The sequence below is a fragment of the Haloglomus irregulare genome, assembly GCF_007421925.1.
In the GTDB taxonomy this organism is placed as follows: domain Archaea; phylum Halobacteriota; class Halobacteria; order Halobacteriales; family Haloarculaceae; genus Haloglomus; species Haloglomus irregulare.
This window is the reverse complement of the sequence record NZ_QMDX01000004.1, coordinates 167,423-193,828: the sequence shown is the minus strand read 5'-3', so window position 1 is coordinate 193,828 and position 26,406 is coordinate 167,423. Positions and strand designations below refer to the sequence as shown.

The window sequence follows — 26,406 nt, the reverse complement described above, 5'->3', positions numbered from 1 at the left end:
TACCGGTCGGTATGACCGTTCTGTCGTTCGACGAGCAGGGGGCCGACGTGGTGTACGAGGGGACGGAGTTCCGGCTGGAGGCGACCCTCATCGAGGAGGCCATCCAGAAGGACTACCCCGACGTGACCGACCACGAGGTGCTGCAGATCATCGAGGAGGACCCCGCGCTATCCGGCGAGCCACGGCGCGTGAAGGACATCCTCGGGTAGCCGGGGATCCGTGGGAGCGTACAGGTAACGCGGGTGTCATGCGAGAGTTCCGCGTATACCCGGCGTATCCGACCGTTTCGACGCGAACCCGACAGCGAGCACCGTGGCCCCGGCCTCAGTCGTCGCTCGCGGGCAGTTCCACGCGGCCGTCCTCCTCGATGGTCTCCGGGAACATCTTGCCGGGATTGAGGATGTCGTTCGGGTCGAAGCCGGCCTTCACGCGGCGCATCGCCTCGACCGCATCCTCGCCGTGTTCCAGTTCCAGGTACTCGCGCTTGCCGAAGCCGATGCCGTGTTCGCCGGTGCAGGTGCCACCCATCCGAATAGCCCGCTTCACGATGGAGGCGTAGATCTCCTCGCCGGTCTCCAGCATCTCGGGGTCCTCCGGGTCGACCATCACGGAGTAGTGGACGTTGCCGTCGCCGGCGTGGCCGAAGACGGGGACGAGGATGTCGTGCTCCTCGCCGAGCGACTTGGCGTACCGGATTATCTCGGGGTATCTCGAGATGGGCACGGTCACGTCGCCGGGGTGGACCGGCCGGAGATCCGGGTCGTAGCTCTGGACGGCGAACGCGAGCTCCGAACGGGCCTTCCAGAGCTCGGCCATCCGCTCGTCGTCCTCGCTCATCTCGAACAGCTCCACGTCGTGGCTCCGGAAGATGGCCTCACAGAAGTCGATCTCCTCCCGGACGCCGTGGTTGGCGTGGAACTCCAGGAACACCATGGGCCTGTCCGGGAGGCCGGTGTCGAGGTAGTCGTTCGCCATCTCGGCGGCGAGCGAGTCGATGAGTTCGATCTTCGCCACGTCGACGCCGGAGCGGACGGCGTCGAAGATGGCGTTGGACGCGTCGTCGAGGTCGTCGAAGACGGCGCGGCCGCCGCGGATCTGCTCCGGGCGCCCCTCGAGCTCCAGCGTCGCGCGGGTCACGACACCGAGGGTCCCCTCGCTGCCGACGAGCAGGTCCTTCAGGTTGTAGCCGGCGCTGGTCTTCACCGCCTTCGACCCCGTCTCGATGACGGTCCCGTCCGCGAGGACGGCCTCGAGTTCGAGCACCCAGTCCCCGACCTCACCGTACTTGACCGTCTTCTGGCCGGAGGCGTCGTTGACGATCATCCCGCCGACGGTCGAGATGTTCGCCGAGGACGGCATCGGGGGGAAGAACATCCCCTCGTTCGCGACGGTCTCGTTCACCATCGAGCCCATGACGCCGGGCTGGACGTCCAGCTGGAAGTCGTCCGGGCGGACCTCGAGCACGTCGTCCATCCGGGTCACGTCCAGCGAGATACCCCTGAACTGGGGGACGGCGTTCCCCTCCAGCGAGGTGCCCGCCGCGTACGGGGTGACGGGGACGCCGCGCTCGTTCGCGGCCGCGAGGACGGTGCTGACGTCGTCGGTCGACTCCGGCCAGACGACGGCGTCGGGCGTGACGCCGCGGTCGGCCTCCTCGGCACCCCAGTCGGCGGCGTGGTTGCCCCGGTCCGACTTGCCGAAGGAGACCTGATCCTCGGGCAGCAGGTCCGTGAGGAACGCGCAGTCGTACGACATACGTGAAACACCGCGGTCACTGGCGTATAAACCTATCCGCGCGACGACGGGGGCGGTTCAGACCCCGGGTGAAGCGTGTCGGCCCCACCCTGAAGACGGTCCTGCCCGTACGGACGGGGGTATCGCGCGCTCGTCTGGCCATCACCGTGTCCGAGGACCCGTGGATGTACGACCTGTCGTCGGGGGTCCCGGACGGTGAGTTCCGGCTCCTGGCGGCGATGCCGACGGGCGAGGGCGTCGGGTCCGCCACGCTGTTCGCCGCCGGGGTCGACGCGATGCGGGCGGCTGACGCCGTCCGCTCGGCGGAGCCGCTGGACGCGAACGAGCACGCCGGTGTCATCCCCTTCGAGCCGCCGCTGGAGGAGCGCGCCGATAGAGGGGGGCGGCCGGCGCGGTGGTGGGCGCCACGCCGGCGCGAGAACGGAGCATCCGGAACGGAAGGCGGATACTCCGCCCAGTAGTACGGAATTAACAGTGATAAAATCTCGCCCGGTATGAGCTAACAGTTGCGTTTATAACGGGTGCGGGAGACGACGCAGGTATGCGAGCGATCCAGGTCTCGGAGTTCGGCGATAGCAGCGTTATCGAGCAGGTCGAGCGGGACATGCCGGAGCCCGATGACGGGCAGGTCCGGATCGAAGTAGAGGCCGCCGGCATTAACTTCGCGGACATCATGCAGCGCCGCGGCCACTACCACGGCGGTCCCACACCCCCGTACAGCCCCGGGATGGAGGTCGCCGGCGTCATCGACGCCGTCGGCGAGGGTGTCGGCCGGGAGGCGGGTGAGGAGGTCGTCTCGATGGTCAACATGGGGGGGTACGCGGAGTACGCCGTCGCGGACGCCATGGGTCTGATTGACGTCCCCGAGGCCGTGAGCTTCAAGGAGGCCGCCGGCTTTCCGGTCCAGTACCTCACGGCCCACAACTGCCTGTTCGAGTGGGGCGGGCTGGAGGAGGGCGACTCCGTGCTCATCCACGCCGCCGCCGGCGGCGTCGGCACGGCGGCGGTCCAGCTGGCCAGCGAGGCCGGCGCCGAGGTGTTCGGCACCGCCTCCACGCGGGAGAAGCTGGACAAGGCAGCCGAACTCGGCTGCGAACACCCCATCAACTACACCGAGGAGGACTTCGCCGAGGTCTGCAAGGCCGAGACAGACTACGGCGTCGACATGGTGCTCGACGGCATCGGCGGCGACACCACCGAGCAGTCGCTGGACGCGCTGAAGGAGTTCGGCACGCTCGTCGTCTACGGCGCCGCCTCCGGCCGCCCCGGCCAGCCGCCGACCGACAAGCTCCTCTTCGGCAACGTCACCGTCGAGGGCTACCACCTCGGCCGCGGCATCGAGCTGAAGCCCATGAAGGTCATGGGCGCGGTCCCGGAGCTGACCCAGCAGCTCGGCGACGGCACCCTGGAGGTCCAGGTCGGCACCAGCTTCGACCTCGCGGACGCCGCCGAGGCCCATCGGTACATCGAGGACCGGAAGTCCTCGGGCAAGGTCGTGCTCGTGCCGTAGGCCCGGCATCGCGTTCCCACCGGGGACGGGTCCTCGGAACATGTACTCGTCGTTCATCGGCTACGTTCCGTTTCCGTTCCGAACCTGTCCAGGAGAACTATACTGGGCGTGACATCTCAATTAGGGCGCGGACTCGAGTCCGCGGATGCGGCCTCAGGAGCCGTCGCGCAGGTCCGCCCGGCGGATCTTCCCCGTCGAGGTGGTCGGCAGCTCGTCGACGAACCGTATCTCCCGCGGGTACTCGTACTCCGCGAGCCGGTCGCGACAGGCGGTCCGCAGCTCCGCGCGGACGCGGTCGTGGTCGGCCGGGTCGAGCTCCGCGACCGGTTGGACGTGTGCCTGTATGACCTCCCCTCGCGTCTCGTCCGGGGCGCCGACCACGCCCGCCTGTTCGACGTCGGGGTGGTCGAGCAACACACGCTCGACCTCCAGCGGCCCGACCCGGTAGCCCGACGCCAGGATGACGTCGTCGGTGCGGGACCGGAACCGGACGTAGCCGTCCTCGCCCCGCGTGGCGAGGTCGTCGGTGAGGAACCAGGTCCTCCCGTCGAGTTCCACCGTCTTCGCCGCCGTCGCCTCGGGTCGGTTCCAGTACTCGTCGAAGAAGACCCGGCGGTCCCCCGGCCGGAGCGCGATCTCCCCGACCTCCCCGCGGTCGACGGGCTCGCGGGTCTCCGGGTCCAGCAGCGCCAGCTCGTAGCCGGGGAACGGCTTGCCCATGCTCCCGGGCTCGGCGTCGAACCAGCGCCGGTTGTTGCCGACGACGAGGTTCAGCTCCGTCTGGCCGTAGAACTCGTTGACCGACACGTGCGGCAGGGCGTCGTCGGCCCAGTCGAGTATCTCCGGGGTCAGCGGCTCGCCCGCGGACCCGATAGCCGACAGCGACAGGTCCCACCGTTCGGCCGGTCGGTCGACCGTCATCAGCATCCGGATGGCGGTCGGCGGGAGGAAGGCATGGGTCACGTCGAACCGCTCCATGAGCCCGAACGCCCACTCCGGGTCGAACGACTCCCGGGGCGCGCCGACGACCCGATGGCCGTGGTGCCACGCGCCCAGCAGCGTGCCGCCCAGCGCGGCGCCCCAGGCCCAGTCCGCCGGCGTCCAGACGGTCACGTCGTCGGCCGGCGCGTCCGGCCGGACCCGGTACCCCTCGAAGAACTGCTGTGCCGCGGCCGCGCGGCCGAGCCAGAGCGCATGCGAGTGGAGCACCCCCTTCGGCGGTCCGGTCGACCCGCTGGTGTACATGATCGCCGTCCGGGTGGCCGGCGTCGCGTCGTGGGCGGTGAACGCCGCGGCGTCGCCCGCGGCCGCCACGTCGTCGAGCGGTTCGTGCCGCGCGTCGAGGGCCGTCGCCACCCCGGCCGCCGTCCCGGGGGCCGCGTCGACGGTGAACAGCGACTCCAGCGCCGGGAGCGTCGCGCTTCGGAGGTCATCGAGCACGTCCCCGGCGGCGACCAGCGCGACCGCGTCCGCGTCCCCGAGACGGTGTTCCAGCGCGTCACGGCCGAACAGCGTCGTCAGCGGGACGGAGACGGCGCCCGCCTTCCAGCAGGCGAGATGCGAGAGCGGCGTCGCCGCGACCTGCGGGAGACAGACGCCGACGCGGTCCCCCCGCTCCACCCCTCGGGCGCGGAGGCCGGCGGCCAGCGCGTCCGACCGCGTATCGAGGCCGCCGAACGAGTAGCTCTCGACCGGGCCGTCGCCCGCCGCGTCCTCGGGGGCGACGACCAGCCCCGTCGCGTCGGGGTCGTGTTTCCGGACCATGTCCACGCCCGGGTTGAACGCCGCGGGGAGGTCCCAGGTGAACGACTCGCGGGCCCGCTCGTAGTCGTCGTAGGTCGGCGCGACCTGCCACATGGGGCTGGCTATCGACGGGAGACGTCTTGCCGCTTGCGGACGCTTCGTTCCGGTCGGACCGGACCGCGGACCGGCGCCGAGACGGCGTCAGTCATCGGCCGAGGCGGGCGTCGGGTCCGCGGGGATGGGGTCCGCAACGCCGTCGAAGTAGCGGTCGGCGAGGTGCTCGGCCGTCCGCAGCGCGAGCGCCTGCCCGGTGTGGGTGGGGTTGGCGCCCCCGACGCCGTTGGCGAGCGCGGAGTGGTCGGCCACGAACAGCCGGTCGGCCGATAGCGCCTCGCCGCCCGTGTCGAGCACCTTCCCGATGGCCATCGAGGACTGCATGTGGAGGAAGATCGGCGCGGCCGCCGACCGGTGGATGTGTTCGGCACCGGCCTCCTCCAGCAGCCGCGCGGAGCGACGCGCCAGGTCCAGTCGGCGTTCGTCGTCCTCGGGATGGGGCGACCAGTCCAGCCGCGCGATGGGACCGTGCTCGTCCTCGGTGCTCGGATCGAGCGAGACGCCGTTGTCCTGGCGCGGCCGGTCGTCCGTGTGGCAGATGAGGGTCAGCGTCCGGCGGTAGTCGCTCATCTCGTCCTTCAGCTGCTGGCCCACGACCCGACCCTCCGTATCCCAGGGCTCGCCGCTCGTGTCGTTCTCGAAGGCGAACCCGTTGACCGACTCGGAGTACATCGACGCGGCGGTGATACCGGGGGCGAAGGTGTTGACGGCGATGCCACCGGCCCCGGGCACGTCGAGCCGTGAACCCGCGGCCTGGCCCTGGTGGGGTTCCACGGCGCGCTGCCCGATGATCTCCTCCAGCGTGTCCGCGTCGAACCGGCCGGAGACGAAGTCGAAGTGGTGGGTGGTGAGGCCGCGCCCGACCCAGCCGTCGTCCGGGAGCCCGGAGTTGAGCCAGAGCCGCGGCGTCTCGATGCAGCCCGCCGACAGGACCACCACGTCCGCGAAGACGCGCCGGGCTCGCCCGGTCCAGGTGTCGCGGTACTCGACGCCGCAGGCCTCCAGCGGCCCCGGGCCGGCCCGGGTGAGCACCTGCGTCGCGAAGGCGTTGGGCCGGATCTCGACGTGGCCGGTGTCCAGTGCCTTCGGGACCAGCGAGACGAGCGAGCCGCGCTTGGCCCGGCGCTCGAAGTCGGCCCCGCGCGGATGGGGTCCGCCCTGGTGCTCGTGGGCCGCGAGCGTATCACCCGACAGGTCGCGGAAGTCGCCGTCGTACTCCCCCTGCAGCGCCTCGTCCGGCTGGAGGATGGCGTTCGGGAACGGCCGGTAGCCCTCCTCCTCCACGTTCAGCCCCGTCGTGAGGTCGTAGCCGGCACGGCGGGCGCCCTCGTAGAACAGCTCCGCCTTCGGCGTGGTCGGGGCCGGCTTCACCGGGTGGACGTCCTCGAGGTACTGGTAGTACGGCACGAGGTCGCCGTAGTCAAGCGGCCAGTGGGGCTGGTCGTTGATGGCCGGGACGAACGCCCGCGGGTGGTTGCCGTAGTAGTGCAGTGTCGTACCGCCGACGCCGGCGACCTGCGAGATGACGCCCGTCTGGGGGACCGTGCGGGCCCACGGGGCCCGGTCGGCGTCCGCGGGACCCCACCGCAGTTTGCCGTCGACGGGACTCCCCATGTCGCCCTCGCGGGCGGTGAACTGCTCGTCGAGCAGGTCGCCGGAGAGGTCCGCCGGCGAGCGCGAGGCCCCCTCGCCCCGCTCCGCGTGCGGGTTCGGGAACCGCTCGTTCCCGTGGAACGGGCCGGCTTCGAGCATGAGCACGTCGATGCCCTGCTGGCCGAGCCGCCAGGCCAGTGCCGGCGCGTCGCCACCCGCGCCGACGACGACCACGTCCGGCTCGCGGGTGTCCGCGTCGGGCCCGCTCATCGGTCCGCACCCCCTTCGGCGTCGCCCGCCTCGTCGGCCGAGCGGGACCGGTCGTCGAACCACGCCTCGGGGTCCGAGTCGTCGCCGCCGTCGGCGGCCATCGCGGTGGCACCGTCGTCGGTGTCGTCCTCCTCGGCCCCGTCACCGCCGCCGTAGTCGTTCTCCACGAACTCCTCGACCTCGTAGCCCATGTGGACCGCGTACCCCTCCGCGGGGCCGGGGTAGTCGGCCTGCCGCCAGCCCTGCGGGCGTTCGGTGTCGTCGCCCCAGTCGCTGTAGGCGGCCATCGCCGTGATGAACATCGCCCCCTGCATGAGGTAGGCGACGATGCCGAACGGAACGTCGGGGTACCGCTCGTCGAGCGCGGGGAACAGGCCGTCGGCCTCCAGCAGCCGGACCGCCCGCATCCGGTCCTCCGGGCCGAGCCGCGAGAACGGCCCGCCCGCGTACGCGTCCTTCGGCGACCGGAGCGACTCCTCGCGCTCGCGGCGGAGGACGAGCTCCAGCGCCCCGATATCAAGCAGCAGCGCCAGCACCGGCGCGAACGGCATCGTCTCGTACCCCAGCGACCGGACCGGCCCCTCCGGCGCCTCCTGCAGTTCGTTGAACGCGGTCTCGACGGTCTCGTCGAGGTCGATATCGAGGGCGCCGTCGGCCTGCACCCCCTCGGCCCCCGGCGTCCCCGGGACCACCGCGTCGACCAGTGCCGCGATGGTGCCACGCGCGTAGCTCATCCCGACGCCCTCCCGCGACGTGTGCGTCGCCGTCCCATATCACCTACTGCGGCGGTCCGGCGATAAAACCTTCCGCGCGTATGGGCGGCGACTTATTATCGCCAGGGCGTCGCGCTGCCGCCGGAACGTCGGGTCCCGGTCGGTGAGCCGACCCGGCACCGGTCCGGACGCCGGCCGCTGACACCGGCGGTCCGGACCACCGCCCGTTGCCGAGACGACCCGCCGGCGGGACCCGCGACCGGACCGTTCGGGTCCCCGTCGAGGTGTCGGGGTCGACCGTCCGGTTCGCCGGCGGGAGTGCCCGTCGGTTCCGTGACTATCATCGTCTTTTGCCCGTTATGCGCCGGACAATCGGGCAAAACGGGTCAGACGGGGAATATCGGCGCAGTCGGGGTCGTCCTCGGGCTGGCCCCGCCGCCGGATACGAGCCTTCTTGTCGCCGCCGCTCCGGTTCCCGGTATGCGCGCAGCCGTCTTCAACGGGCCCGGCGAGATCGACATCGAGGAGCGCCCCAAACCGGAGATCGAGGGGCCGGACCACGCCATCGTCCGGGTGACCCACACCGCCGTCTGTGGCTCGGACCTCTGGTTCTACCGCGGTGAGAGCGACCGCGAGGCGGGGAGCCGGGTCGGCCACGAGCCGATGGGGGTTGTCGAGGCCGTCGGCGAGGACGTGGTGTCGGTCGAGCCCGGGGATCGCGTGTTCGCGCCCTTCCTCCAGTCCTGCGGGCGGTGTGAGTTCTGCCGGAGGGGACTCCACACCTCCTGTGTCGACGTCGGGTCGTGGAACGGCGACGACGGCGGCGCCCAGGGGGAGTACGTCCGGGCGACACACGCGGACGGCACGCTCGTCCGTGTCCCGGACCGGTACGCCGACGACGAAGGGGTCCTCCGCTCGATACTCCCGCTGACGGACGTGATGGGGACGGGCCACCACGCGGTCCGCAGCGCCGGCGTCGAGGCGGGCGACAGCTGCGTCGTCGTCGGCGACGGTGCCGTGGGGCTGTGTGCGGTCGCCGCGGCCCGCCGGCTCGGCGCCGAGCGCATCGTCGCCATGGGACACCACGAGGATCGACTCGACCTTGCACGGGCGTTCGGCGCGACCGACACCGTCGCCGCCCGCGGGGAGGCGGCCGTCGAGCGCGCTCACGACCTCACACACGGAGGCGCGGCACACGTGGTCGAGGCGGTCGGCGCCGCCAGCGCGATGGAGACGGCCGTCGAGGTCTGTCGCCCCGGCGGGACCGTCGGCTACGTCGGGGTCCCGCACGGGATGGACGGTCTGGATCTCTACCCGCTGTTCGGCGACAACATCACGCTTCGGGGCGGCGTCGCCCCCGTCCGGGCGTACGCCGACGATCTGCTCGCCGACGTGCTGCAGGGGACCCTCGACCCCGCGCCGGTGTTCACGGAGACCGTCTCGCTGGGCGACGTCCCCGAGGGCTACCGGCTGATGGACCAGCGCGAGGCGGTGAAGGTGCTCGTGGAGGTCGACGCCTGACGGGCCCTAGGTGCGAGCCAACCGGGTAGCCGGGGCGGGGGGAGTCCCCCCGGCAGGCACCCCGGGGCCCGGCTCGTCGCCGCGGTCCACACGGCGGTTCCCACTAGCCCGGGCCCGGCGGCTCAGAGGGGGGCGTTCCCGTGGTCCTTGCGGAGGGTCTGTTCGTTCTTGCGTTCCAGCATCTCGAGATCGCCGACTAGCCGGCTGCGGGTCTCGGCCGGACGGATGACGTCGTCGATGAAGCCGCGCTCGGCCGGTCGGTACGGGTTGGCGAACTGCTCGCGGTACTCGGCGACCAGTTCCTCGCGGAGTGCCTCGGGGTCGTCGGCCGCGGCCAACTCGTCGCTGTAGAGGACGTTCACCGCGCCCTGGGGCCCCATCACGGCCATCTCGGCGTCCGGCCAGGCGTAGTTGACGTCGGCACCCAGGTACTTCGAACCCATCACGATGTAGCTCCCGCCGTATGCCTTGCGGACGACGACGGTCAACAGCGGCACCGTCGCCTCGCTGTACGCGTAGATCAACTTCGCCCCGTGACGGATGATGCCGTTGTGTTCCTGGCCGGTACCGGGCATGAAGCCGGGCACGTCGACCAGCGTGAGGACGGGGAGATTGAACGAGTCACAGAAGCGGACGAAGCGGGCCCCCTTCTGGCTCGCCTCGATCTCCAGCGTCCCGGCGTTCATCCGCGGCTGATTGGCCACGACGCCGACCGGGCGGCCGTCCAGTCGGGCGAACCCGACGACGAGGTTGCGGGCGAACTGGGCGTGCACCTCGAAGAACGACTCCCGGTCGAGGAGCTCCTCGATTACCTCGACCATGTCGTAGGGCTTGCGGGGCTGGCTCGGCACTACCTCGGCGAGCCGGTCCGTCGACCTGTCCGGGTCGTCGTGAGTGTGGACCCGTGGTGGGTCGCCCAGATGGTTGGCGGGGAGGTACGACAGCAGCCGGCGGACGTCGTCGAGCGCTCGTTTCTCCGTATCGCAGGCGGCGTGTGCGACGCCGCTCCGGGACGCGTGGACCTGTGCGCCGCCGAGCTCCTCCTTCGTCACCTGCTCGCCGGTCACCGTCTCGATGACGTCCGGGCCGGTGATCATCATGTACGAGGTCCCCTGCACCATGAAGGTGAAGTCGGTGAGCGCCGGCGAGTAGGTCGCGCCCCCGGCACACGGACCGGTGATGACCGAGACCTGTGGGACGACGCCGGACGCCCGGACGTTCTGCTGGAAGATGCGGGCGAAGCCCGCGAGCGAGGTGACGCCCTCCTGGATGCGGGCCCCCCCGGAGTCCCAGATGCCGACGACCGGTGCCCCGTTCTCGATGGCCATCTCGGTCGCCTTGCAGATCTTGTCGGCGACGGCCTCGCCGACCGACCCACCCAGTACGGTGAAGTCCAGCGCGTAGACGAACACGGTCCGGTCGTTCACCTCGCCGTAGCCGGTGACCACGGCGTCGCCGGGCGGGCGGGTCTCCTCGAGGTCGAACTCGGTGGCCCGGTGCCGGACGAACGTGTCGAGTTCGTGGAAGCTGTCGTCGTCCAGCAGGTGGTCGATGCGCTCGCGCGCTGTCAGCTTGCCCCGCTCGTGCTGTGCGTCGATACGGTCCTGACCACCGCCCAGTTGCGACGCCTCGCGGCGACGGGCCAGTTCGTCCTCCGACCGTCGGTCGGACGGCTTGGGGTCGTTCCGCGTCATCTGTGCGCGGTCCGGCTGCTCGCCGTCCAGGCGTCCGTCGCCCCCGCGATGACGAGCGAGTCGGCATCCATCCCGACCCGCTGCAGGCGGTTCGCCATGACCCACGGTTCGGTCCGACCGCTTTGCCCCCCGTCCTGGTCCTCGGCCGCAGCCTCGGCGGCGAGGTGTGCGCGGAGCGCCGCGACGATGGCCGCCGCCTCCTCCGGGGAGGCCCCGTCCGGAACCGTCGGTCCCGTTCGGCCGTCGTCCGCAGGGTCGTCCGCCTCGCTCGTTCGACTGTCCGGTCGTGTGGGCGTCGTGTCGTGTGTGGTCGGCATCGGTCTCAGGCGAACTCCGTCAGCACGTCGTCGTACACGTCCATATACAGCTGTTCGATCTCCTCCGTCGTCGGCTTGCGCGGGTTGTTGTCCGGGGAGCCGGAGGCGACGGCGTCCGCGGCCATCTCACCGACCAGCCCCGCGTACGCCTCGCGGGACGGGACCTCCGCGAACTCCGACAGGTAGCCGTAGAGGGAGATGTCCTCGCAGAGCTGCCGGACCGCCGGGCCGGCCGCCGCGGCCGCCTCACGGTCGGGGGTATCGTCGTCGGCAGCGTCCAGCAGCCGCGCCACCTCCGCGTACCGCTTCGGCGCACCCTGTCGGGAGAACTCCATCACGTACGGCAGGAGGACGCCGTTGGCGAGGCCGTGTGGCACGTGGAGCTGTGCCCCGAACGGCCGCGCCATCCCGTGGACCAGCGCCACCGAGGAGTTGGTGAACGCCTGCCCGGCCTGGAGCTGCCCGAGCAGCATCTCCTCCCGGGCCGTCAGGTCGTCACCGTTCGCCCAGGAGACGGGGAGCCAGCGGCCGACCCGTTCGATGGCCGACCGGGCGAGCGTGTCCGGCAGCGACCAGGCCTGCACGGACACGTACGCCTCGACGGCGTGGGTCAGCGCGTCGATGCCCGTGAAGGCGGTGTGGCTGGGCGGCAGACTCCGGGTCAGCGTCGGGTCCTCGATGGCGACCGACGGGACGACCTCCGTGGAGACCACCAGGAACTTCGTGGCCGTCGACTCGTCGGTGATGACGATCGACCGGGTCGCCTCGCTGCCGGTTCCGGCCGTCGTGTTGATGGCACAGAGCGGTGGGATCGGGTCGGGGACGCCCTCGTAGCCGGCACGGTCGACGGCGTAGTCGCGGATCGTACCGCCGTTGGCCGCCATCACGCCGACCGCTTTGCCCGTGTCGATCGGCGACCCGCCGCCGAGTGTCACGATGCAGTCGCAGTCGGCGTCGCGGTAGCGCTCCAGGGCCGCCCGGACGTTCGCGACCGTCGGGTCCGGCCGGACCTCGTCGAACACCGCGGTCTCGATGCCCGCCGACTCGAGACTCGACCGCAGTCGGTCGCCGTATCGCCCGAACACCCCCGAGGTCGCCACGACCAGTGCCCGGGACCCGCGGGCCGCCATCCGGTCGCCCGCGTCCTCGACGGCGTCCTCGCCGACGACGATCTCCTCCGGGGAGACGAAGCGCGCTGTCTGCTCGCTCATCTCAGGCGTCGGGGTAGGGGTCGAACAGCGCCGCCGCGTCCGGGGGGGTGGCGCCCTCGATCGGTCGGGTGACCGTGGTCGTCTGGTAGAACTGTTCGAAGGTCACGTTCTCGTCCAGCTGGTTGCCGCCCCAGGTGCCGCCCCCCTCGGAGAGGGTGGAACCCAGCCCGTTGGCGTAGTGGCCGCCGTTGCTGAACGAGTGGGTCTGGTTGACGAGCAGCCGGGCGACGTCGATCTCCTCCCCGGCCCGCGTCGCCCGCTCGGGGTCGGACGTGTGGATCCCGGCCGAGTGGCCGGCCCCCTCGTAATCGAGGACGTCCCGCGTCAGCTCGAACGCCGCGTCCACGTCGGGGACGCGGAAGACGTTCAGGACCGTCGTGATCTTCTCCCCCGACAGGGGGTACTCCGGTCCGGTCCCGCGACCCTCGGTCATCAGGAAGTCGGCCCGGCGGGCCGCCGGCGCCTCGATATCGGCCAGCGCGGCCAGCTCGGACGGCTCGCTCGCCAGGGCGTCCGCGTTCAGTGAGCCGTGACCGTCCGGGAACAGGGCCTCGCGGAGCTTCGACCGCTCCGTGTCGTCGCACAGGTATCCGCCCTCGGCCTCCAGCGCCGCGACGGTCTCCTCGTACACCGCATCGACGACGACCGCGTTCCCCTCGCTGGAGCAACTGGTCCCGTTGTCGAAGGACTTGCTGGTGGCGATGCGCTCGGCCGCGGCCGCCACGTCGGCGGTCTCGTCGACGATGGAGACCGGGTTCCCCTCGCCGACGCAGTAGTTCGGGGTGCCGGACTCCTGGCCCGCCCTGACGTTGTCCTTCGACCCGGTCACCTGGAGCAGGTCGACCTGGTCCATCAGTTCGTACGTCTTGGCCTTGCTGACCGGCGGGGTGACCATCTGGACCAGGTCCTGCGGCGCCCCGATCCGGTCGAGCTGCTCGTGGACGTGCTCCACGACCCACTCGCAGACCGCCCGTCCCCGCGGCGAGGGGGAGAGGATGATGGCGTTACGGCTGTTCAGTGCCATCATCGTCAGGATGGTCGGTGTCGCGCCGGGGTTCGTGGACGGCACGACCGCGCCGACGACGCCGACCGGTTTGGCGATCTCGGTCAGGTTGCGCTCCGGGTCCGTCTCGATCACCCCGACCGTCGGCTCGCCGAGCAGGTCGTCGAGGACGCCCGGGATCTTGCGGCGCTTCTTCCGGTACTTGTCCTCGACGTCGCCGAGCCCCGTCGTCTCGACGGCGAGTTCGGAGAGCTCACGGCAGCGCTCCTCCTCGTACACCGCCCAGCCGACGGCCCGCGCGAGCCGGTCGGCCTGGCGCTGGTCGTAGTCCGCGATCTCGGCCATCGCGTCCCGGGCATCGGATACCAGGTCCGCGATCAGTTCCGCCGACTCCCGCTCACTCGACTCCGTCCGAGTCGTTCCCGAACTCATATCTCCGACTGACATCTTCATGATTAATAAATATGGTTACGGGCGTCAATACTTGTGGCGACCGGGCCCGCCGGTAATTACTATACTCATTAATCATGTTTTTATACTTGGCGATAGAGTTCGACAACTCATACCATGTCGGAAGGGCAGGACCTCGTTCGTCTCCCGGAACCGGTTCGGACAAACCCGATTCGGACGCGAACGGGCTGGACGGAGATGCGCGAGCGGGCGCGGACGGACCCGGGCGCGTTTCACGGCGACATCGCAAAGCGGGAGCTCCACTGGTTCGAGGACGGCGTCTGGGCGACCCTCGACGACGGGTGGACGGGGTTCACCGACGACTGCGAACCGGTCGAACTCGACCGTGAGGCAGACCACGACCCGTGGGAGACGGCCCTCGACGACTCGGACCCGCCGCTCTACCGCTGGTTCGTCGGCGGGCTGACCAACGCGTGCTTCAACGAGGTCGACAGGCACGTCCTGGCGGGCCACGGCGACGAGAGTGCCTTCCACTTCGAGGGGGACCGCTGGGACCAGTCCGCCAACGACGGACGCGGTGGGCCGGTCGTTTCGAAGTCGGTGAGCCGACGGGAACTGCTCTACCGGACCGTTCTCGCGGCGCGGGTGCTCCAGGACCTCGGGGTCGGGAAGGGCGACCGGGTCGCCATGAACATGCCGAACGTGCTGCCCCAGATCTACTACATGGAGGCCTGCAAGCGGCTTGGCGCGGTCTACACGCCGGTCTTCGGCGGGTTCAGCGACAAGACCCTCTCGGACCGCATCGCCGAACTCGATGCCGAGGTGCTCGTCACCGCCGACGGGGGGTACCGGAACGCCGAGGTGGTCCCCTACAAGGAGCGGTACGGTGACCCGGCGCTGGACGACTACCTGCCCGTCGAGACAGTCGAGTCGGTCGTTACCGACGCACTCGGTGATCTGGACCTGTCCTCCGACCACGCCGGCGCCATCGAGGCGGCCGTCAGCGCCGCCATCGAGGGGAAGATCACCGTCGACCGCGCGGACGCCATGCGCGGGGTCGGCCACGCGCTCACCGACCTCCCGCTCGACCCGGACCGGGCCTCGGAGATACGGACGACGGTCGCCCGCGCCCTCGTGGACGCCGACCACGTCGTCGACGACGTCATCATGGTCGAGCACGCGGGCCAGGAGGTGGAACTCCGCGAGCGCGACCACATCGCGGCCGACCTGGAGGCGAGCGCCCGCGAGACGGTGCTATCGAACGCCCGTGCGGCCGGCTTCGACGTGGCCGACGAGGCCGACCTGCTCGCCCTCCCGGACCGCGACCTAGTCCGGGCGCTGTGGGCGACCGCCGAACCGGAGCCGGTGGACGCCGAGTACCCGCTGTTCGTCATCTTCACCAGCGGCTCGACCGGGAAGCCGAAGGGGGTCGTCCACGTCCACGGCGGCTACACCGCCGGTATCGCCCACACCATGCGGACCTCCTTCGACGTGGTGCCGGGCGAGGATACGATGCTCACCGTGGCGGACCCCGGCTGGATCACCGGCCAGTCGTACCTCATCAGCGCCGCGCTCACCACCCGGACGACGAGCGTCGTCGCGGAGGGCTCGCCGCTGTACCCCGATGCCGGCCGGTTCACCTCGATGATCGAACGCTACGACGTGGACGTGTTCAAGGCCGGCGTCACCTTCCTCAAGACGGTCATGGAAGACCGGGAGAACGTGGCCGACATGCGGGCGTGGTCGACCGACTCGCTCCGTGTGGCGACGTTCTGTGCGGAACCCGTCAACGAGGCCGTTCAGGAGTTCGGGATGGAGGAGGTCTGCCCCTGGTATATCAACTCCTACTGGGCGACCGAACACGGGGGTATCGTCTGGTCGCACTTCTACGGCAACCGTGACCTGGAGTTGCGAGCGGACGCGCACACGTATCCCTGTCCCTGGGTGTTCGGCGACGTCTGGACGGAGGAGGACGGGACCGACGGCGCACAGTGGGAGCGGACGGACACGGGCGAGCGGGGCGAGATAATCATCGAGGAGCCGTATCCGTACCTGATGCGGACCGTCTGGGGCGAGGGGTTCGACCCGGAGAACCCGACCGACTGGGAGGGGAACCGCGAACGGTTCGAGGACACCTACTGGGTCGAGCGCGACGGCGAGTACGCCTACCGCCAGGGCGACGTGGCGAAGCGCTACGAGGACGGCTCGTTCAGCCTCCACGGCCGCTCGGACGAGGTCATCAACGTCTCCGGCCATCGGATGGGGACCGAGGAGATCGAGGGGGCGATGCTCCGCGACAAGCAACTCAACCCCGAGACGCCGGTGGCGAACGTCGTCGTCGTCGGCGCACCCCACCACGAGAAGGGGCTGGTGCCGGTGGCGTTCGTCCAGACCCGCGCGGGGGAGTCGTTGACCACGGAGGTCGAGCGCCGACTCGCGGGCCTGGTCAAGGAGGAGAAGGGCGCCGTGGCGGTCCCGGACTCGTTCATCGAGGTCGAGGCCTTCCCGGAGACCCGCTCCGGGAAATATATGCGCCGGATGCTGACGGCGATGCTCGCCGGTGACGACGTCGGCGACACGACCACGCTGAAGAACCCGGAGGTCGTCGACGCCATCCGGCCGAAGGCGACACGCTGGCGGCGCCGGCAGCGCATCGCCCGCGAACAGGAGCTGCTGGACGAGTACCGCTTCCTCACGGTCCAGTACAACACCGTCAGGGACGCGGACGCGGAGGTGGCGACGGTGGTCATCGACAACCCGCCAGTGAACGCGCTGACCGAGCGGGCCCTCGACGAGCTGAACACGGTGGCCGACCGGCTGGACCGCCGGGACGACGTCGGCGCGGTCGTCGTCGTCAGTGAGGGGGAGCCGTTCGTGGCCGGCGCGGACATCGAGCAGTTCCTCGAGGAGATCAGCGAGGCCGCGGAGGCCCGCGCGCTCGCACGGAAGGCCCACCGTGCGTTCGAAACCATCGAGAGCCTGTCGGTGCCGGTCGTCGCCGCGGTCGACGGGGCCGCCCTCGGCGGCGGCAACGAACTCCAGTTGGCGACCCACTACACCGTCGCCGAGCGCCACGCCAGCTTCGGGCAGCCGGAACTCCAGTTGAACCTCATCCCGGGGTACGGCGGCACCCAGCGGCTGCCACGGCTGCTGGCTGACCGCCGTGGCACGGACGGACTGGTCGACGCCCTGATAACCATCACCAACGGCCGTGACCTCGACGCGCCCGACGCCGCCGCGATGGGGCTCGTCGACGAGGTGAGCGATGACCCGGCGCAGCTCCGGGCGGCCGAACTGGCCCGCGAGCACGTGCAGGGCACGGACACGACGCTGGCCGAAGCCCACGAGCGCCGACAGGCCGCCCGCGACCGCTGGCGCGAGCCCGGGACCTTCGACGAGACCGTTCTAGAGGCCTCGGACGTGGCGCGCAACCGGCGGCAGTGCGCGACCGCGGCCCCCGGCCGTGAGCGGGCGTTCAATCGGGCGGTCGAGGCGGTCCGGGCCGGGTTCGAGGACGGCATCGAGGCCGGGTTCGAGCAGGAGGCCGATGCGTTCGCGGCTGCCGTGGTCGACCCGGATGGTGGGAAGGACGGTATCGAGGCGTTCCTCGAGGACCGGTCACCGCCGCTACCGACCCGGCCCCGCGAGGCGCCGCCGATCGAGCGTGCTGACGAGCTGGAGGCGGCGGGCGACCTCCTGCCGGTCGGGGCGCCGTTCTATCCCGGCGTGGACGCCGTCCCGGACTGGCAGTACGGGTTCGCCGTCGAGAAGGACCCCGAGACGGGCGAACCCGCACACGGGGACCCCGTCGACGCGGAGGTCGAGGGGCTCTACCCGGTCGAGGACCCCGACCCCAACGAGGTCCTGCTGTACCTCCTGACCAGCGAGGTGAACTTCAACGACGTCTGGGCCGTCACCGGTATCCCGGTGAGCCAGTTCGACAACCACGACCGCGACCGGCACGTGACCGGGAGCGGCGGCGCCGCGCTGGTCGTCGACGCCGGGGAGGCCGTCCAGGCGGCGGGACGGGTCGCCGTCGGCGACCTGGTGACGGTGTACTCGGGCCAGAGCGACCTGCTCTCGCCGCGGATGGGGTTGGACCCCATGTACTCCGGGTTCTCCATCCAGGGGTACGAGGAACCGGACGGCAGCCACCAGCAGTTCATGGTCGCACAGGCGCCGCAGGTCCACCCCATCCCCGAGGAGACCACCATCGAGGAGGCCGGCTCCTACGTGCTGGCGCTGGGCACCGTCTACCGCGCGCTGTTCACCACGCTCGACGTGGAGTCCGGCGGGACGATGTTCGTCGAGGGGGGCGCGACGGGGACCGGCTGGGAGACGCTCCGGGCTGGCCTGCGCAACGGGCTCGACGTGACGGGCCTCTGTTCCAGCGAGGAGCGGGCGGCTCGCATCGAGGAGGCCGGCGGCGGCGCCATCGACCGGACCGCCGACGAGCACGCGGACATCTGGGGCCCCATCCCGGCCGACCCCGACGCGTGGGACGAGTGGAAAGCAGCGGGCGAGCCGCTGCTGGCACAGTTCCGTGACCAACACGGCCGTCTCGCGGACTACGCCGCCAGCCACGCCGGCGAGCAGTCGTTCCCGCGGACGTTCCAGCTGCTCGACGAGGGGGGCCAGCTCACGTTCTGGGGCGCCTCGACCGGCTACCGGATGACGTTCCTCGGCAAGCCCGGGCGGAGTACCCCCGAGGCGATGTTCGACCGGGTGGACCTGCGGGCCGGCGAGGGGCTGCTCGTCTACTACGGCACCGACACCGGGCCGGACGGGGTGCTCGACGAGACGGGGCTCCGGGCCATCGAGGCCGGCCGCGACGCGGACGCCCGGGTCGTGGTCGTGGCCTACACCGACGAGCAGGCGGAGTTCGTCGAGTCGCTCGGGTACGGCGACGCCGTCGCGGGCGTTCGCTCCATCGAGGCGTTAGAGCGCCGCGAGGCGGAGTTCGAGTGGCCCGACACGCTGCCGGACTTCCCACACCCACAGGCGGACCCCGAGGCGTTCAAGCGGGCGGTGCGTGCGTACACCGACTCGGCGTTCAAGCCGCTCGGGATGGCCGTCGGCGAGCATCTGCGCACCTCCGAGAACCCGCGAGGCAACCCGGACGTGGTGTTCGAGCGGGCCGGCCACGACGCGCTGGGGGTCTCGACCATGCTGGTCAGACCCCACACCGGCCGCGTCGTCTACAGCGAGGACATGACCGACCGGCGCTACTCCTTCTACGCGCCGCAGGTGTGGATGCGCCAGCGCGACATCCACATGCCGACAGCCGACGTCCTCGGGACGCACCTCTCGAACTCCTACGAGGTCCAGCAGCTGAACGCGGAGATCGACGCCGGCGCGCTCGACGTCACCACGCCGAGGGTCGTCGACTGGACGGACCTGCCGGAGGCCCACCAGGCCATGTGGGATAACGAACACGAGGCGGAGGCGTACGTCGTCGACCACGCGCTGCCGGCCGAGGGTCTGCGGAACCGCGAGGAGCTGTACAAAGGCTGGGGGCGCCGCGACCGCGACTGACCGGCGCCCGGCCCCCTTTGATTGCTATTAAGACGCTGGAACACGAGCCGGAGAGCATGACGCTGCTGGCACCGTACGACGGGTCGGAGCTCTCGCTGGCCGCGGTCCGGCGAGCAACGGAGTTCGCTGACTACCGCGGGGAGCCGGTCGTGGTGTTGACCGTCGTGCCCGACAACCAGGAGTTCGCCGTCGAGCGCGGCTGGATTGACCCCGGCGAACGGCACGACCCGGACGAGGTGGCGGCACGGTTCGAGGCGGAGGTGAACCAGGTGGCCCCGGACGCGACCTTCCGAGCCGAGCGCCCGGAGCCCGGCGCGGTCCGGGGTGCCACGACGATCAACGACGTCACACGGACGATCCGCGAGGTGGCCCGCGAACTCGATGTCTCCATGGTATTCGTCGGCAGCGACAACGCCGGCCGGGTGTCGACGCCGGTGACCAGCGTCGGCAGCCCCATCTCGGAGGACCCCGCGTACGACGTCCTCATCGTCCGACACAGCGAGGAGGACTGAGAGGGCCGCGTCCGGGCCATCCGGTCGGACGCGACACGGACCCGGACATCGCGACTCCGGACTCGTCCGGCCCGTCGATTCCGTCCTCGACACGCCGTGTGGTGGTCCGCGTCCCCCAACCGACGGCCGTCCGGCCACGCACGGTAGTTGTGTTCGTGCCCGTAACTCCCGCCGCGTCGAGAATCCATCCTCACATCTCTCCCGGCTTACCACCCACGCGTGGGCTCTCGTCCGGGTGTCAAAGAGGATGCTGTAATGGACCGATGAACCACTGCATTGCCGCGAAGCGGTAGTGGCGGGTGTATCACGATGTGTCGCACTCGCGTGATCTCATACCCGGTACAGGTCTGCCGGGCCAGTGCCCGAGGAACCGCCGACCGGCTGGACCGGACGAAACGGTCACCGGGGGATAACGGCGCATCCGATGCCGGCCTGGACCGAATAGTTTTTAAGCCCTGTCGCGTACTACCACGACTCGTGCCCCAGGCTATCCGCATCCTCCACGTCGATGACGACCCGGAGTTGGGGAACGTGACGGCGACCTATCTGGAACGGGAGGACGACCGCTTCGAGGTCCGGACGGCAACGAGTGCAGCCGAGGGGCTCGGCAGCATCGAGGACCTCCAACCCGACTGCATCGTCTCCGACTACGACATGCCCGGGCGGGACGGGATCGAGTTCCTTCGAATGGTCCGCGAGGAGTACCCCGAACTCCCGTTCATCCTCTTCACCGGCAAAGGCGGCGAGGCGGTCGCCAGCGACGCTATCAGTGCCGGAGCGACGGACTACCTGCGCAAGGGGAGCGGCACGGACCAGTACGGGATACTCGCCAACCGCATCGGGAACGCGGTCGAGCAGTACCGATCCAACCGCCGTGCGGCGACCCTCGAGCGGGCCCGGCAGCTCGGCGCTGATGTGACCTCGGCGCTCGTCAGAGCCGGCTCGGCCAGGACGATCGAGACCCGGGTCTACGAGGTCATCAGTGGCGCGGAGCCCTACGTCGCCACCTGCATCGCGGGCGTCGACCGGGAGACGATGGCGGTCAAGCCGCGGACGTGGGCGGGCGACACGGGAGGCTATTTCGAGGAGTTCGGGATGGCCATCGACGAGGACTCCCCCGGCCGCCACGCCCCGGAGGGGCGGGCCGTTCACGACCGCGATATCGCGGTCTCGCAGGACATCCGGGAGGACGAGGGGCACGCGCCGTGGCGAGAACAGGCACTCCGGCGCGGGTTCCGCTCGCTTGCTGCCGTTCCCATCGAATACGAGGGGGAATCGTACGGCCTGCTGGTGGCGTTCGCCGCCCGCCCGGGCGCGTTCGACCGGACCGAGCGGGAGGTGCTCACCGAGCTTGCCGACGACACCGCTCACGCCCTGCACAGTCAGTCCCTCCGGATGGAGCTCGAACGGACGAACGCCGAACTGAGCTCCATCATGCGACACGTGCCGGTCGGGCTCATCCTGATGGAGCATGCTGACGGGGAGTTCCGGTATCACCGGTCCAACCGCCGGATGGCGGAGCTGACCGGACTCCAGCGGGGGGAGATGCGCGACGAGACACTGCGAGAGGCGCTGGGCGCGGAGATGGTCGACCGGTGCCGGGACTGCATCGAGCGGGAGGAGCCGATACCGTTCACCGTCGGGTTCGATGTCGACGGCGAGCGGGCCGTCCGAGAGGGTATCGTGTCGCCTATCACCGACGACGGTGCCGTCGAGCAACTGGTCGCGGTCGTGGAGGACGTCACCGGCCGGAAGCAGCGCGAGCAGGAGTTGGGAGAGATCACCTCACAGTACGCGGCGCTGGTGGACCATTTCCCCGATGGTGGGGTGTTCCTGTTCGACGAGGACCTGCGATACGTCCGCGCCGGCGGCGACGAACTGACCGAGGTCGGCCTCTCGAGCGCCGAGTTCGATGGCCGGACGCCCCACGACCTGTTCCCGGAGGCCATCGCCGAGGAGACCGCTCGGTACTACCGGGCGACGCTCGACGGGGAGCGCCACACCTTCCGACAGCAGTACCAGGGGGAGAGCTACGAGGTCCGGACGATACCGATCCGGGACGACACCGGCTCGATACGCTACGGGATGGCCGTCTCGCGCAACATCACCCAGGCGGTCGAGCGGAACCGCGAACTCGAACGGCAGAACGAGCGGTTGGAGGAGTTCGCGGGCGTCGTGAGCCACGACCTGCGCAACCCGCTCCGGACCGCGTCGGGGCGGCTGGAACTGGCTCGTGAGGAGTGCGACTGCGGGACGACCCATCTGGCCGACGCGGCCGACGCCATCGACCGGAGTCAGGCGCTCGTCGAGGACCTGTTGACCCTCGCCCGTGCCGGTGACACGGTCGGGACCCTGGAGTCGGTATCGCTGTCGGCGCTGGCAGAGGAGTGCTGGGCGGTGGTTCCCGAAGGGGAAGCCACGCTGACCGTGCCGACCAGTCGGACGGTCTCGGCGGACCGGGGGCGGCTCCGGCAGCTACTCCAGAACCTCCTCGCGAACAGCGTCGAGCACGGGGACGGGGCCGTGGCGGTGACGGTGGGCGACCTCCCCGATGGGTTCTACGTCGAGGACGACGGCGTCGGGATTCCGGAGCCGGAGCGTGCGGATGTCTTCGGGGCCGGCTACTCCGGCACCGAGGGCGGCACTGGCTTCGGACTGCGGATCGTCGAGCAGATCGTGGACGCACACGGCTGGGATGTCCTCGTCACCGATGGCGAGGACGGTGGCGCTCGGTTCGAGATCACCGGCGTCGGGACGGGCCCGGCATGACCGAACGCCAGGAGATCCCCGTCACCGAGGGCGAGTCCGTCGTCGCCGTCCACCACCCCGCATCCGGGAGCGACCGCTGGTTCGTCTGCTGTCACGGGTTCGTCAGCGACAGGACCGGCAGTTACGAGGGGCGCTGCGAGCGGGCTGTCGCCGAGGGGTACCACGCGGTCCGGTTCGATTCCCGGGGATGCGGCGAGTCCGACGGCCGTTTCCCGGCCGCGACGCTCTCGGCGCGCATCGCCGACCTGCGCGCCGTGCTCGACCGTTTCGACCCGGCCGCGGAGAGCGCCGTCCTCTTCGGCTCCAGCTTCGGCGGGAAGACGGCGCTCCACGCCGCCGCGGGCGACGGCCCCGGCGGCGACGGGACGCCCGACGAGCGGGTCCGGGCCGTGGCGACCCGTGCACCGGTCACCTACGGTCGGGCGTTCGACCCGCTCGCCGATACCGTCCGGGCGCGGGATGGGGTGGAGTACGCCCCCGGCCACTCGGTCGACGAGCGGCTGGTCGACGACCTCGACGGCTACGACTTCGTCGACGTCGCCGACGCACTCGACCTCCCCGTGGCGGTGTTCCACGGGCGGGACGACGGCTCGGTCCCGCTGGCGGACAGCCTCGACGCGGTCAGGGCACTGGACGTCGACACCGCAGTTCACGCTGTCGCCGACGAGGGACACCGCTTCTCGAACGACGCCGAGGCCTGGATGCGCGACGCGCTGTTCGGCTGGCTCGCACGACGGTGACCGCCCGTCCTCGCTCGTTGCCCTCCCCTTCTCGGCGGCAACGACGAGCGGGCTCTTTCCGGTCAGTGGGCCCGGCTCGATACTCGCTTGCCGGACCTCGACGTCCACGGCCGCAAGATCCTGATCCGTGAGTATCGACTCGACGGCCGTCCGGGACGGCTCCCGGACGGCGGTCGCATCGGCTCGGGAATCGGGGCCCATCCGCACCGTCAGCGAGGACTGGCCGGCCCCGACCAACTGGCCGTTGGCGAGCCCGGCGACCTCGACATCGTTGAGTGCCGTCGCGAACAGGACGCTGGCACCGGCTGGTAAGTCGAACCGCAGCCGCCCCTTCGAGCGGCCGACGACCGACCCGACGGTCCGGAACGGGTAACCACCCTGGCCGCCGTCACGCTCGACCGGTCGATCGCCGAGTTCGTACCGGACGCGGGTACGCGTCGGGAATGACGGCATAGCGAGCGGCCAACCCCGCCGGGTTCGGAGTCCTACTACCATCCTCACCGTCCCACGCTCGCCCATTAGTCAGGACGCCCTCGGACGTCCCCTGACAGACTGGCAGATCCGAGTCCTTGAGAGCGGGCTCTTGGGATCAGTCCCTACGATCGCCCGGAACGCTGCATCCGTCCTCCGTACTCAGCATGGACGAACCGGCAGCGACAGATGTCCCCCGCGTTTCGCGGCGTATACGTCAGCGTGCCCGGGTTCCGGTGGGCGACCATCGGCGCCGGTCCGGCGACCGATGCGAGGTTGGGCACCGTCGTCACTGACGTCCGGAAACTGAGCCAGCCGGGTCACTCGAATCGTCAGCCGACCGACTGGCGGGTGCAGACCCTGGACGTGGCGCGGTAGGGATCCGTTCGATGGACACCCCCGACTTGAGCGGAACAGGTCGGGAGACCCTCACGGATATCCCACCCGGCCAGCGTAACCACCGGTCGACCTCTTCGGGCGCGTCCAGCAGGACCCAGTGGTGAATTCGCCCATCACACTGTGCTCTGCCCCCGGTTCGGCCCGGACGATATCCCTGACCCTTCGCCACGCCCACGCCGCGTCTCGCCGGGGACCGAACTACGACCGGAGGATCTGATTCGTGGCGTTCTCCGCGCCGACAGCCTCGGGAAAGACGACTGCGTCGATAGCATCGTGGTCATCGTACTCGCGCTCGTCGTCCGACCCGATCCGCATGACCGTCCTTATCGAGCCGGGACCGGTCTGGGCCATATAGCAGGCAGCGACGTTGGCGTTGGTGTCGCCGGTGAGAGCAGCAAAGACCGCAGCTCGCTCCATCGGTGTCCGCTCGAGTATCTCCGGGGAGATGACGTCACCGAGGACCACCTCGATGCGATCGGACTCGGGGATCCGGTCTGCGGTCGGCTCGTGACTTTCGACGACAGTCACGCTGTGGCCCTGGTCAACGAGGTGAGTCGCAGTCTGTGAGCCGACGCGGCCGCCGCCTGCGACGATAACGTGCATACCACCTGCTGGCGCCGCAGCAGTATAACGTCCATACACCCAGGTGCCGAATCCGCGGAGGGAGTAGTCGAGGTCGTGAGCGTGCATCAGGACGACCGGATGCACACTGCACTCCCCGATCGTCGGACTGCGTCGTGCCCACACATGCGAACACGTGCGCCCGACTCGGAGGAGAGCGTTCCAGTCGGTCATCGGCGTTGCTCGCAGTGTCGTGGGATGGGATCGTAGCGCCGCTGACCAGGACCTACGACTACAACACCCGTAGTCGGTAGCCCTCGAGCGCAGTCCCGTCGGTTATCCGGCCAGCCTCGGATGCGGCGTTCACCAGCTCAGTGACGAACTCCGTCGGCACTTCGACGCCGATGAAATCGGACCCGTCTCGTCCGGTGGTTAGCCGCGCCATCGTTCGGTCAGTCCCGTCGTCGTTGTAGATGCTCCCAACGCGGTCCTCATCACGGATGAACCGAAGGGTCACGTCCGTCGGTTCTATCAGGTCGAACGCAACTTCGAACACCCGATCACTGCCCTCGAGCCGGGCGATCATGCGTCCGTCGTGTTCAGCGACTGTCGTCTCCATGCCGTATCTACGTTTTCGATACGTATAGCTTCCAGATACGGAGATGTACAATTCACTCTGAGATACCGTATCTTTCAGCTACCCTCGACTGCCGACGAACACGCTCTCCGTCGTCGCGAACGGCCCGCGTACAGTCGATAGATAGAGCACTCGCGCTCCGATTCAGTACGCCGACAGGAACCTGTCGCCGCTGGACTGACCGATGTGACCGGACTGTTCCCAGTATCGCGGTGAAACTGAGTCGATATGTCGAGGCGTGGGGCGACCGTCCGGACCGCCGCAGACCTCTGGCAATCCGACTACAGCGTTGGATACGGAGCGTGCAGTTAGCACGGATCCTGCTTTTTTCATCTCTACCACGGTCAACAGGTCGCTCACTAATCGTGGGGATGTGGACATTTCTCCCGTCGATATCGACCGAGTATATCCAATTGCGATACCACTAGTCGGTTGCGAACAAACTGCGTCCGGACTGGGGACTGGCTCGTCGACGGTGTCGGGGTGGCCAGGGCCAGGGCGTCGTCGTCCCAGTCGCGTAGCGCGACGAGTGGCGGACTCCTGGCACGGTCGTCAGTGTCGCCGAGCGGCTGAAGCTATCATTCCATTGCCGGCAGTGGCAGTGAGTTTCTGCTGTTGGTACCACTCATCAACCGAGAGCGGAGCTGACGAGGCGTGACCACTCAAGGGTAGTAACAACAGCGCCCGCAGCCAGGCGGAATGTAGACCGAGTCATAGTGCAGGATCCGCGCGTTGTATTCAGCACGCCCGCAGCAACCTATCATTGCCCGAGTGATTCCCCGTCTGGTGATCGTGTTGTGGAACTGCCCGCGTCCGGCGAAATGGTGATTCTCCCTCCGGCCCCGCCACCTGAGAAAACTGGCGTGACCGATACAGAGGATGCATGTGGCACAGTGACTCGCTTCGGTACCCAGTGGTCGACGGAGT

19 protein-coding genes are annotated in these 26,406 nt (G+C 69.7%); 9 read left to right on the top strand and 10 right to left on the bottom strand.

Going from position 1 to position 26,406, the window contains the following annotated elements; all coding sequences use genetic code 11:
* Positions 1-11 precede the first annotated feature (11 nt).
* Positions 12-209, top strand: coding sequence for a DUF5800 family protein (locus tag DP107_RS08860; RefSeq protein ID WP_144261798.1), 198 nt, complete (start codon positions 12-14; stop codon positions 207-209).
* A gap of 115 nt (positions 210-324) precedes the next feature.
* Here DP107_RS08860 and DP107_RS08855 read toward each other — a convergent pair whose 3' ends face one another.
* The gene (locus DP107_RS08855) at positions 325-1,755 is read right to left on the bottom strand and encodes an FAD-binding oxidoreductase (protein ID WP_144261797.1); all 1,431 of its coding nucleotides are present in this window, start codon (positions 1,753-1,755) and stop codon (positions 325-327) included.
* Positions 1,756-1,919: 164 nt separating this feature from the next.
* Here DP107_RS08855 and DP107_RS08850 point away from each other — a divergent pair, with 164 nt between their 5' ends.
* Together DP107_RS08850 and DP107_RS08845 are read left to right on the top strand one after the other, a co-directional pair.
* Positions 1,920-2,216 (top strand): hypothetical protein, encoded by a 297-nt coding sequence (locus DP107_RS08850; protein ID WP_144261796.1) that lies wholly within the window; start codon positions 1,920-1,922, stop codon positions 2,214-2,216.
* An 80-nt stretch (positions 2,217-2,296) separates the two neighbouring features.
* Entirely contained in the window at positions 2,297-3,265 is a 969-nt protein-coding gene (locus DP107_RS08845) for a quinone oxidoreductase family protein (protein ID WP_144261795.1), read from the top strand.
* A gap of 153 nt (positions 3,266-3,418) precedes the next feature.
* On the opposite strand, the gene DP107_RS08840 is transcribed toward DP107_RS08845, so the two are convergent.
* The 3 genes from DP107_RS08840 to DP107_RS08830 all read right to left on the bottom strand — a co-directional run bounded on the left by DP107_RS08840 (position 3,419) and on the right by DP107_RS08830 (position 7,719).
* On the bottom strand, positions 3,419-5,122 hold the full coding sequence (locus DP107_RS08840) for an AMP-binding protein (protein ID WP_144261794.1): 1,704 nt from the start codon (positions 5,120-5,122) through the stop codon (positions 3,419-3,421).
* An 87-nt stretch (positions 5,123-5,209) separates the two neighbouring features.
* On the bottom strand, positions 5,210-6,985 hold the full coding sequence (locus DP107_RS08835; protein ID WP_144261793.1) for a GMC family oxidoreductase N-terminal domain-containing protein: 1,776 nt from the start codon (positions 6,983-6,985) through the stop codon (positions 5,210-5,212).
* On the bottom strand, positions 6,982-7,719 hold the full coding sequence (locus DP107_RS08830; protein ID WP_144261792.1) for a hypothetical protein: 738 nt from the start codon (positions 7,717-7,719) through the stop codon (positions 6,982-6,984). The genes DP107_RS08835 and DP107_RS08830 overlap by 4 nt, the downstream gene beginning before the upstream one ends.
* 459 nt (positions 7,720-8,178) lie before the next feature.
* Between DP107_RS08830 and DP107_RS08825 the strand changes: the two genes are divergently transcribed.
* The gene (locus DP107_RS08825) at positions 8,179-9,219 is read left to right on the top strand and encodes a zinc-dependent alcohol dehydrogenase family protein (protein ID WP_144261791.1); all 1,041 of its coding nucleotides are present in this window, start codon (positions 8,179-8,181) and stop codon (positions 9,217-9,219) included.
* Positions 9,220-9,341: 122 nt separating this feature from the next.
* Here the strand turns inward: DP107_RS08825 and DP107_RS08820 are convergent, their stop codons facing one another.
* Genes DP107_RS08820 through DP107_RS08805 form a run of 4 tightly spaced genes read right to left on the bottom strand, consistent with a single transcriptional unit; the run spans position 9,342 to position 13,876 of the window.
* A complete protein-coding gene (locus DP107_RS08820) occupies positions 9,342-10,913 on the bottom strand; it encodes an acyl-CoA carboxylase subunit beta (RefSeq protein WP_144261790.1) in 1,572 nt (523 codons plus the stop codon).
* The gene (locus DP107_RS08815) at positions 10,910-11,230 is read right to left on the bottom strand and encodes an acc operon protein (RefSeq protein ID WP_144261789.1); all 321 of its coding nucleotides are present in this window, start codon (positions 11,228-11,230) and stop codon (positions 10,910-10,912) included. Before DP107_RS08815 ends, DP107_RS08820 begins: the two co-directional genes overlap by 4 nt.
* A gap of 5 nt (positions 11,231-11,235) precedes the next feature.
* Positions 11,236-12,441 (bottom strand): iron-containing alcohol dehydrogenase, encoded by a 1,206-nt coding sequence (locus DP107_RS08810; RefSeq protein ID WP_144261788.1) that lies wholly within the window; start codon positions 12,439-12,441, stop codon positions 11,236-11,238.
* A 1-nt stretch (position 12,442) separates the two neighbouring features.
* Positions 12,443-13,876, bottom strand: a complete 1,434-nt coding sequence (locus tag DP107_RS08805; protein ID WP_144261787.1) for an aldehyde dehydrogenase family protein — start codon at positions 13,874-13,876, stop codon at positions 12,443-12,445.
* Positions 13,877-14,011: 135 nt separating this feature from the next.
* Between DP107_RS08805 and DP107_RS21665 the strand changes: the two genes are divergently transcribed.
* From DP107_RS21665 to DP107_RS08780, 5 genes are all read left to right on the top strand, one after another.
* The gene (locus DP107_RS21665) at positions 14,012-19,390 is read left to right on the top strand and encodes an AMP-binding protein (RefSeq protein WP_144261786.1); all 5,379 of its coding nucleotides are present in this window, start codon (positions 14,012-14,014) and stop codon (positions 19,388-19,390) included.
* 56 nt (positions 19,391-19,446) lie between these two features.
* Entirely contained in the window at positions 19,447-19,902 is a 456-nt protein-coding gene (locus DP107_RS08795) for a universal stress protein (protein WP_144261785.1), read from the top strand.
* Positions 19,903-20,379: 477 nt separating this feature from the next.
* Entirely contained in the window at positions 20,380-22,671 is a 2,292-nt protein-coding gene (locus DP107_RS20490) for a hybrid sensor histidine kinase/response regulator (RefSeq protein ID WP_238330836.1), read from the top strand.
* Complete coding sequence (locus DP107_RS08785) at positions 22,668-23,411, top strand: alpha/beta hydrolase family protein (RefSeq protein ID WP_144261783.1); 744 nt, start codon at positions 22,668-22,670, stop codon at positions 23,409-23,411. The genes DP107_RS20490 and DP107_RS08785 overlap by 4 nt, the downstream gene beginning before the upstream one ends.
* A gap of 127 nt (positions 23,412-23,538) precedes the next feature.
* A complete protein-coding gene (locus DP107_RS08780; protein WP_144261782.1) occupies positions 23,539-23,784 on the top strand; it encodes a hypothetical protein in 246 nt (81 codons plus the stop codon).
* A 695-nt stretch (positions 23,785-24,479) separates the two neighbouring features.
* Here the strand turns inward: DP107_RS08780 and DP107_RS08775 are convergent.
* Both DP107_RS08775 and DP107_RS08770 read right to left on the bottom strand, forming a co-directional pair.
* Positions 24,480-24,989, bottom strand: coding sequence for a potassium channel family protein (locus DP107_RS08775; RefSeq protein WP_185977237.1), 510 nt, complete (start codon positions 24,987-24,989; stop codon positions 24,480-24,482).
* A 145-nt stretch (positions 24,990-25,134) separates the two neighbouring features.
* Positions 25,135-25,461, bottom strand: a complete 327-nt coding sequence (locus tag DP107_RS08770; protein WP_144261780.1) for a hypothetical protein — start codon at positions 25,459-25,461, stop codon at positions 25,135-25,137.
* Positions 25,462-26,406: the final 945 nt, after the last annotated feature.

What these genes read in the sequence shown, in the direction of transcription:
- DP107_RS08815 (WP_144261789.1), bottom strand. Translation starts at nt 11,230, where the DNA reads ATGCCGACCACACACGACACGACGCCCACACGACCGGACAGTCGAACG.
- DP107_RS21665 (WP_144261786.1), top strand. Translation starts at nt 14,012, where the DNA reads ATGTCGGAAGGGCAGGACCTCGTTCGTCTCCCGGAACCGGTTCGGACA.
- DP107_RS08840 (WP_144261794.1), bottom strand. Translation starts at nt 5,122, where the DNA reads ATGTGGCAGGTCGCGCCGACCTACGACGACTACGAGCGGGCCCGCGAG.
- DP107_RS08770 (WP_144261780.1), bottom strand. Translation starts at nt 25,461, where the DNA reads ATGGAGACGACAGTCGCTGAACACGACGGACGCATGATCGCCCGGCTC.
- DP107_RS08860 (WP_144261798.1), top strand. Translation starts at nt 12, where the DNA reads ATGACCGTTCTGTCGTTCGACGAGCAGGGGGCCGACGTGGTGTACGAG.
- DP107_RS08795 (WP_144261785.1), top strand. Translation starts at nt 19,447, where the DNA reads ATGACGCTGCTGGCACCGTACGACGGGTCGGAGCTCTCGCTGGCCGCG.
- DP107_RS08810 (WP_144261788.1), bottom strand. Translation starts at nt 12,441, where the DNA reads ATGAGCGAGCAGACAGCGCGCTTCGTCTCCCCGGAGGAGATCGTCGTC.
- DP107_RS08820 (WP_144261790.1), bottom strand. Translation starts at nt 10,913, where the DNA reads ATGACGCGGAACGACCCCAAGCCGTCCGACCGACGGTCGGAGGACGAA.
- DP107_RS08805 (WP_144261787.1), bottom strand. Translation starts at nt 13,876, where the DNA reads ATGAGTTCGGGAACGACTCGGACGGAGTCGAGTGAGCGGGAGTCGGCG.
- DP107_RS08850 (WP_144261796.1), top strand. Translation starts at nt 1,920, where the DNA reads ATGTACGACCTGTCGTCGGGGGTCCCGGACGGTGAGTTCCGGCTCCTG.
- DP107_RS08835 (WP_144261793.1), bottom strand. Translation starts at nt 6,985, where the DNA reads ATGAGCGGGCCCGACGCGGACACCCGCGAGCCGGACGTGGTCGTCGTC.
- DP107_RS08785 (WP_144261783.1), top strand. Translation starts at nt 22,668, where the DNA reads ATGACCGAACGCCAGGAGATCCCCGTCACCGAGGGCGAGTCCGTCGTC.
- DP107_RS08825 (WP_144261791.1), top strand. Translation starts at nt 8,179, where the DNA reads ATGCGCGCAGCCGTCTTCAACGGGCCCGGCGAGATCGACATCGAGGAG.
- DP107_RS08845 (WP_144261795.1), top strand. Translation starts at nt 2,297, where the DNA reads ATGCGAGCGATCCAGGTCTCGGAGTTCGGCGATAGCAGCGTTATCGAG.
- DP107_RS08855 (WP_144261797.1), bottom strand. Translation starts at nt 1,755, where the DNA reads ATGTCGTACGACTGCGCGTTCCTCACGGACCTGCTGCCCGAGGATCAG.
- DP107_RS08830 (WP_144261792.1), bottom strand. Translation starts at nt 7,719, where the DNA reads ATGAGCTACGCGCGTGGCACCATCGCGGCACTGGTCGACGCGGTGGTC.